Annotated in this window: 1 protein-coding gene; it reads left to right on the forward strand. The window is 42.9% G+C overall.

Annotated elements, in window-relative coordinates; translation table 11 throughout:
- Positions 1-17: 17 nt before the first annotated feature.
- A partial coding sequence (locus ACTQ1O_RS14045; RefSeq protein WP_441487792.1) for a transposase occupies positions 18-588 on the forward strand: 571 nt, incomplete at its 3' end.

The raw sequence follows: 588 nt of genomic DNA on the forward strand, positions 1-588 counted from the left end.
GATTTCAGGAGTCAAGAATGCCATACGTTAAAACCTGTGACAGAAATCAAATGATGTTTTGCTCGATGGATTCGTTTGTTGATCCCGAGAGTACAGCACGTCTCATAGATGCTTTTGTTAACAGTCTTGATCTTCAGAAATACGGAGTCAAGGAAGCTGCCAAAGAAGGGCGGCCCACTTATGATCCGAAAGGGCTGTTGAAACTGTATATATATGGATGCCGGAACGAGATCCGTTCTTCCAGAAAGCTTCAACGAGCCTGCGAAGTTAACATTGAAGTGATCTGGCTGATGGGCGGAGCAAAACCAGATTTTCGGACGATATCTGATTTCCGCAAGGACAACATTGATGTTCTGAAGAAACTGTTTCATGAGTTCAATCGAAGACTTGCCGGAGCGGTCGAGTGGGGGTTTTCTTCAATAGATGGCAGTAAGTTTCAGGCAAACAATTCCAAGAATAACAACTTTACTAAGAACAAGCTTGATGACAGGATCAAATGGCTTGATGGACATACGGACGAATACCTTCGTATTCTGAAAGAAATGGATGAAGAGAAAGATTTGGATGAGGATGTTGAACTTACACGTG

It is taken from the genome of Bilifractor sp. LCP21S3_A7 (genome assembly GCF_052118825.1).
GTDB lineage: Bacteria > Bacillota > Clostridia > Lachnospirales > Lachnospiraceae > Bilifractor.